5 protein-coding genes and 2 pseudogenes are annotated in these 5887 nt (G+C 77.5%); 4 read left to right on the top strand and 3 right to left on the bottom strand.

Annotated elements, in window-relative coordinates; all coding sequences use genetic code 11:
* Together IE321_RS40310 and IE321_RS40305 are read left to right on the top strand one after the other, a co-directional pair.
* A pseudogene (locus IE321_RS40310) lies at window positions 1–404 on the top strand (pyridoxal phosphate-dependent aminotransferase); the annotation flags it as partial.
* Window positions 401–1435, top strand: coding sequence for an MBL fold metallo-hydrolase (locus IE321_RS40305; RefSeq protein WP_190226604.1), 1035 nt, complete (start codon window positions 401–403; stop codon window positions 1433–1435). The pseudogene IE321_RS40310 and the gene IE321_RS40305, both read left to right, overlap by 4 nt.
* On the opposite strand, the gene IE321_RS40300 is transcribed toward IE321_RS40305, so the two are convergent.
* Both IE321_RS40300 and IE321_RS40295 read right to left on the bottom strand, forming a co-directional pair.
* Window positions 1415–2074: a DedA family protein gene (locus IE321_RS40300; RefSeq protein ID WP_226652784.1), complete on the bottom strand. Its 660-nt coding sequence runs from the start codon at window positions 2072–2074 to the stop codon at window positions 1415–1417. The genes IE321_RS40305 and IE321_RS40300 overlap by 21 nt on opposite strands.
* Window positions 2071–2850: an MBL fold metallo-hydrolase gene (locus tag IE321_RS40295; protein WP_190226603.1), complete on the bottom strand. Its 780-nt coding sequence runs from the start codon at window positions 2848–2850 to the stop codon at window positions 2071–2073. The genes IE321_RS40300 and IE321_RS40295 overlap by 4 nt, the downstream gene beginning before the upstream one ends.
* 89 nt (window positions 2851–2939) lie before the next feature.
* Between IE321_RS40295 and IE321_RS40290 the strand changes: the two genes are divergently transcribed.
* Both IE321_RS40290 and IE321_RS40285 read left to right on the top strand, forming a co-directional pair.
* Window positions 2940–3344 (top strand): recombinase family protein, encoded by a 405-nt coding sequence (locus tag IE321_RS40290; RefSeq protein ID WP_043224079.1) that lies wholly within the window; start codon window positions 2940–2942, stop codon window positions 3342–3344.
* 130 nt (window positions 3345–3474) lie between these two features.
* Window positions 3475–5598, top strand: coding sequence for a phage holin family protein (locus IE321_RS40285; protein ID WP_226652782.1), 2124 nt, complete (start codon window positions 3475–3477; stop codon window positions 5596–5598).
* On the opposite strand, the pseudogene IE321_RS42635 reads toward IE321_RS40285, so the two are convergent.
* Window positions 5580–5887: pseudogene (locus IE321_RS42635) on the bottom strand (hypothetical protein); the annotation flags it as partial. The gene IE321_RS40285 and the pseudogene IE321_RS42635 overlap by 19 nt on opposite strands.

Genomic DNA, 5887 nt, shown 5'->3' with positions numbered 1-5887 from the left:
GCGTCTACGGCCGGCTCGCCGCCGTCGGGCACGGTCCCGTCCTCGCCGCCGGCGCCCTCGCCCGACCCCCGCGGGCCGGCCGCCACCTCTACGCAGACCTCGGACCGCTGCGCGCCGGACTCGCCGCCCACGGCGTCACCGACTCCCTGGAACTGGAACAGCACCTCACCGCCCGCCTCGGCCGGCCCGTCCCCGGCGGCCACCGCTTCGGCGACGAACTCGGCGCCCTGCGCGTCCGCCTCGACACCGGCCCCCTGCTCGGCGCCACCCCGCCCGAGCGCGCCGAGACCCTCGCCGCCCGCGAACCCGAACGACTGCCGCAGGCGGTACGGGCCCTGGCCGCCCTCACCGCCGTCCTCGACGACCTCGCCGACCCCACCGCGCAGAACGGAGCCCGCAGATGACCGAACGGACGGCCCGCCCCGCCCCGGCCGCCGAGGCCCCGCGCCGGCCCGCCGCGCTCCCCACCTCCGTGCTCCAGCCCCTCGGCCGGTTGCGCGCGGACTGGCCCCGCACCTTCGCCGACCGGCTCACCGCCCCCCTGCCCGGCGTCCGGGCCCTCGCCAGGCTCGCCCGCGAAGGAGCCGTACGCCCCCGGCCCGAGGGACTGCGGGACGTGCCGCTGCTGCCGTTCGAGCCCGGTCCGCTGCCGCCCGCCGGCCCCGGCACCGTCGCCGTCACCTGGGCCGGGCACGCCAGCTGGATCGTCCGCGTGGGCGGCCTCACCGTCCTCACCGACCCCGTCTGGTCCCGGCGCATCTTCGGCACCCCCGCCCGGCTCACCCCGGTCGGCGTCCGCTGGGAGGACGTGCCGCCGGTCGACGCCGTCGTCATCAGCCACAACCACTTCGACCACCTCGACGCCCCCACCCTCCGCCGCCTGCCGCGCGCCACCCCGGTCCTCGTCCCGGCCGGCCTCGGCCGCTGGTTCCTCCGCCGCGGCTTCACCCGGGTCACCGAGCTCGACTGGTGGGAGGCGGCCGAACTCGACGGCGTCCGCTTCGACTTCGTCCCCGCCCACCACTGGTCCAAGCGCACCCTCCTGGACACCTGCCGCTCCCTGTGGGGCGGCTGGGTGCTCACCGACACCGCCGGGCACCGCGTCTACTTCGCCGGCGACACCGGCTACGGCCACTGGTTCGCCGAGATCGGCCGCCGCCACCCCGGCATCGACCTGGCGCTGCTGCCCATCGGCGCCTACGCCCCCCGCTGGTGGCTCAGCGACGTCCACACCGACCCCGAGGAGGCCGTCCGCGCCCATCAGGACCTGGGCGCCCGCCGGATGGCCCCGATGCACTGGGCCACCTTCGTCCTCTCCTCCGAGCCCGTCCTCGAACCCCTCACCCGCGTCCGCGCGGCCTGGACGCACGCCGGACTGCCCCGCGAGCACCTGTGGGACCTCCCGGTCGGCGGCTCACGCGTCCTCGTGCCGTAGCGCGTCGCGCCCGCTGCCCCGAAGCCGCCGCCACACCGCCGGAACCGCGCTGACCAGCAGGGTCAGGCCCACCGCCGCCACCACGCCCTGCCAGGGCTCCGGGAAGAGGGAGCCGCCCAGGATGCCGATCAGCTGGTAGGTCGCGGCCCAGGCCAGGCACGCCGCCGCGTCGCCGCGCGCGAAGCGCCGCAGCGGCATCCGGGCCAGCAGGCACGCCAGCATCACCGGGATCCGCCCGGCCGGCACCAGGCGGGACAGGACGAGCACCGACACCTGGTGGCTGTCGAGCCGCTCCTGCGCGTGCGCCAGGCGGTCCGGGGTGACCCGCGAGCGCAGCGAGCCCAGCCAGCGCGAACCGTTGCGCGAGCGGACCCCGCGCTGCCCCAGCCAGTACAGCGCCAGGTCGCCGAGGAAGGCGGCGGCGGACGCCACCAGGAAGACGAAGAGCAGCGGGAACGGCGACACCGCCGAAGACTGGTGCAGGGCCACCACCGCCGCCGAGCTGACGATCGCGCCCGTCGGCACCACCGGCACCAGCGCGCCCAGCGACACCAGAAGGAACAGCGAGGGATACCCCACCGCCTGCTGCGTCGACTCCGGCGGCAGGTCCCGCACGGCGGCCAGCAGCCCACCGCTCACCGGGCGACCTCCGGCCGCACCCGCTCGCCGTGCCCCAGCCGGTGCACCGCCACCTTCGGCGCCAGCCGGGCCGCCTGCCGCACGAACTCGTCGCCCGGAGCGTGGAACTCGTGCGGCCGCACCCCGTCCATGCCGACCGGCCAGAACGTGCCGTAGTGCACCGGCACCGCCGCCGCCGGGGACAGCTCCGCCAGCGCCCGCGCCGCGCGCCCCGCGTCCAGGTGCCCCTGCCCCAGGAACGGGCCCCAGCCGCCCACCGGCAGCAGCGCCACGTCCACCGGCCCGACCGCCTCCGCCATGCCGTCGAACAGACCGGTGTCCCCGGCGAAGTAGGTCCGCGCCCCGCCCTCGACGACATAGCCGAGCGCGGGGGAGCGGTGCGGGCCGAACGGCAGCCGCCGGCCGTCGTGCAGCGCCGGTACCGCCCGTACCGTCACGCCCTCGACCGTCACCTCGTCGCCCGGCGCCACCTCCGTCAGCCGCAGCCCCGCGGCGGCCAGCCGGCGCAGCCCCGGCACGGCGTCGGGCGCGCCGGACGGCACCAGCACCCGGATCCCCGGCGCGAGCCGGGCCAGCGACGGCAGGTGCAGGTGGTCGGAGTGCAGGTGCGAGACGAGGACCGCCTCCGCGACCGCCGCCTCGGGCGGCGGCGGGGCGCCCCGGCGGCGGCGCAGGTGCGCCAGGCGCCGGGCGAACAGCGGGTCGGTGAGGAACCGGACCCCGGAGTCCTCGACCGTGCAGGTCGCGTGCCCCCACCAGGTGACCTCCACCGGCATGCCGCCCTTCCTCGCGATCCGCGCTCCCTCACGAGAGTAGAGGCCCGGCGGCCCTCCCGTGCGGCTCCGCCGGGCAGTAGGGTCGGCCCATGAACGACGTCCGGGTCGCGGCGATCGCCAGCCTCACCCCGCTCGAAGAACTCGATTCCGAACCCTTCCTCGTCGACACGCGCGGCCAGCACGCCGCGTGCGCCCGCTGGGCGGACGAACGCGGCTACGTCCTCGTGCGCCGGCTCCTCTTCTACGGCGTCCGGCCCGACCACGACGAACTCTGGGCCGACGTCGAGTCCGGCGAGGTCGACGTCTTCGTCGCGGCGAACGAGCACGTCCTGGCCCGGGCGCTCACCTCGGTCCCCGGCTTCCGCGCGGAGTGCGCGCGGCGGGGCGTGCGGGTCGAGACGGCCGACGCGGCGCCGCCGCGCTACGACGCCGCCGCCAGGGCCGCCGTCCACCGCCGCCTCTCCATGCCCACCGCCGGCTACGACGGCACCTGACCTGACCTGACCCGACCTGACCCGACCCGCCCGCGCCCGCCGATCCGCGCCCGCCCGCACCGGTGAGGAACGCCCCGGGTGGGGAGGTATGTCAGGGTGGAGGGACGTTTGGGCGGAAGGTGCGGGTGGCGTGGGCGACGGGCGAGGGAGCGACCGGCGGTGGCTGGGCGCGGGGCGGACGGCGGTGCGGGTCCTCAGCGTGTGGGGGGTCTCCACCCTCACCCTGCTGGTGCTCGCGGGACTGCTGCCGGACTTCCAGCTGCAGTCCCCGGACGGCGACAGCTTCACCCGGACGGCCCTGACCGCCTCCTGGGCCGCCGGCGCCTTCGGCCTGCTGACCGCGCTCGTCTGGCCGCTCGTCGTCCGCGCCCTCCTGCTGGTCCCGGCGCTCGTCCTCGGCCTGCTGGTCTTCTTCCTCAACGGCTCGCTGCTGCTCGTCGCCCTGTGGCTGATCCCGGACGGGCGGGGCGCGGCCGACCCCGAGACCGCCGTCGTCGTCGCGGCCGTGATGTCCGCCGTGGCCTCCGCCACGTCCACCGCGCTCGCCGTGCGCGACGACGACGCCTACCGCCGGCGCCTGTACCGGCAGACCGGCCGCACCCGCCCCCGCGACCCGCGCTCCGTCCCGGCGCCCGCGCCCGGCACGGTCTTCCTCCAGCTCGACGGCGTCGGCCACGAGGCGCTGCGCCGGGCCGTCGACGACGGGCTGATGCCGACCGTGGCGGGCTGGCTGGACGCCGGGCACCGGCTCACCCCGTGGCGGACCGACTGGTCGAGCCAGACCGGCGCCAGCCAGCTCGGCATCCTGCACGGCAGCAACGAGGACGTGCCCGCCTTCCGCTGGTACGAGAAGGACACCGGCCGGCTCATGGTGTCCAACCGGCCGGCGAGCGCCGTCGAGCTCCAGCGCCGGGCGGTCCGCCGCACCGGCGACGGCGGGCTCCGCAGCCTCGACGGCGCCTCCCGGGGCAACCTCTTCAGCGGCGGCGCCGACCAGGTGGCGCTGGTGCTGACGGTCGCGGCCCGCCGGGGCCGCCGCAACCGGTCGCGCGCCGGGTACTTCGCGTACTTCGCCGACCCGGCCAACGCGGTCCGCACCGCCGGCTCCCTCGTCAACGAGGTCGTGCGCGAGGTGGCGCAGTCGACCCGCGCCCGGCTGCGCCGCGAGACGCCCCGGATCCGGCGCGGCGGCACCTACCCCTTCGTGCGCGCCTTCGCCACGGTGGTCGAGCGGGACGTGGTGGTCGCGGCGGTCATGGGCGACATGCTCGCGGGCCGGACCGCCGTCTACGCCGACCTCGTGGCCTACGACGAGGTGGCGCACCACTCGGGCCCCCGGGGCCGGGACACCGACCAGGTGCTGCGCCGTCTGGACCGCTCGCTCGGGCTGATCGCCCGGGTCGCCGAGCACGCCCCGCGGCCGTACCGGATCGTGCTCCTCTCCGACCACGGGCAGAGCCCGGGCGAGACCTTCGCCGGCGCGTACGGGCTGACGCTGAAGGACCTGGTGCGGGCGGGCTGCGGGCTGCCGGTGTCGCGGCGGGTCGGCCGGACCCGCAGCGGCGCGGAGGCCCGGGACGCGGCCAGGGACGCGCTGCGCAGCGCCCTGCACCGGCCGGTGGAGACCGGGGCTGAGACGGAGCGGGAGCTGCCCGCCCGGCCGTCCGAGCCGATCGTCCTCGCCTCCGGCAACCTGGGTCTGGTCTCCTTCCCCGACGTGCCGCACCGGATGACGAAGGAGGAGATCGACCGGCGCCATCCGGCGCTGCTGCGCACCCTCGCCCAGCATCCGGGGATCGGCTTCCTGCTGGTGGCGAGCGCCGAGCACGGCTCGGTGGTGATGGCCCGGGACGGCGTGGAGGTGCCGGTGGCGGAGCTGGCCGACGACGGCCCGCTGGCGGTCTTCGGCCGGGGCGCGGCGGACGCGGTCCGGCGCACCGACGGCTTCCCGCACGTCGCCGACGTGATGGTGAACTCGATGTACGACCCGGCGACCGGGACCGTGCACGCCTTCGAGGAGCAGATCGGCTCGCACGGCGGCCTCGGCGGTGAGCAGTCCCGCCCCTTCCTGCTCTCCCCGCCGGAGCTGACGCCCCCGGTCGCCGCGGGCGAGGAACTGGTGGGCGCCGAGCGGGTGCACCGGGTGCTGCGGCGCTGGCTGCGCGAGGACGACGGCCCGCAGGTGCCGCTCACCCCTCCGCCGGCGGGCGCCGCCGGAACCCCCGTGACGGTGAATCACCCCCCGGAGGCGTAGTCCAGGAGGGCGGTTCTCCCGCCCGGCGGGAGCGCCGCCCGCCCCCGCGGGGCAGGACGGATCACCGTGAGCCCCGCACCCCGGCCGTCCCCCGCGCCCGCCCTCCCGGCGGGCCGTACGGCGCGCGTCCGGTGGTTCCCGTCCCCGTCGTGCGGCGTGCCGCCCGTGGTGGCGGCCTCCGGCGGGGTGGTGCGGGCGACCGTGTGCCCGGAACCCCGGCCGTCCGGCGCGGGCCGCGTCCGGTGGTTCCCGTCCCCGTCGTGCGGCGTGCCGCCCGTGGTGGCGGCCT

This window comes from Streptomyces hydrogenans (assembly GCF_014656075.1).
GTDB classification, from domain to species: Bacteria; Actinomycetota; Actinomycetes; order Streptomycetales; family Streptomycetaceae; genus Streptomyces; species Streptomyces hydrogenans.
Note: the sequence above shows the minus strand (reverse complement) of the source record. Positions and strands in the feature narration are given on the sequence as shown.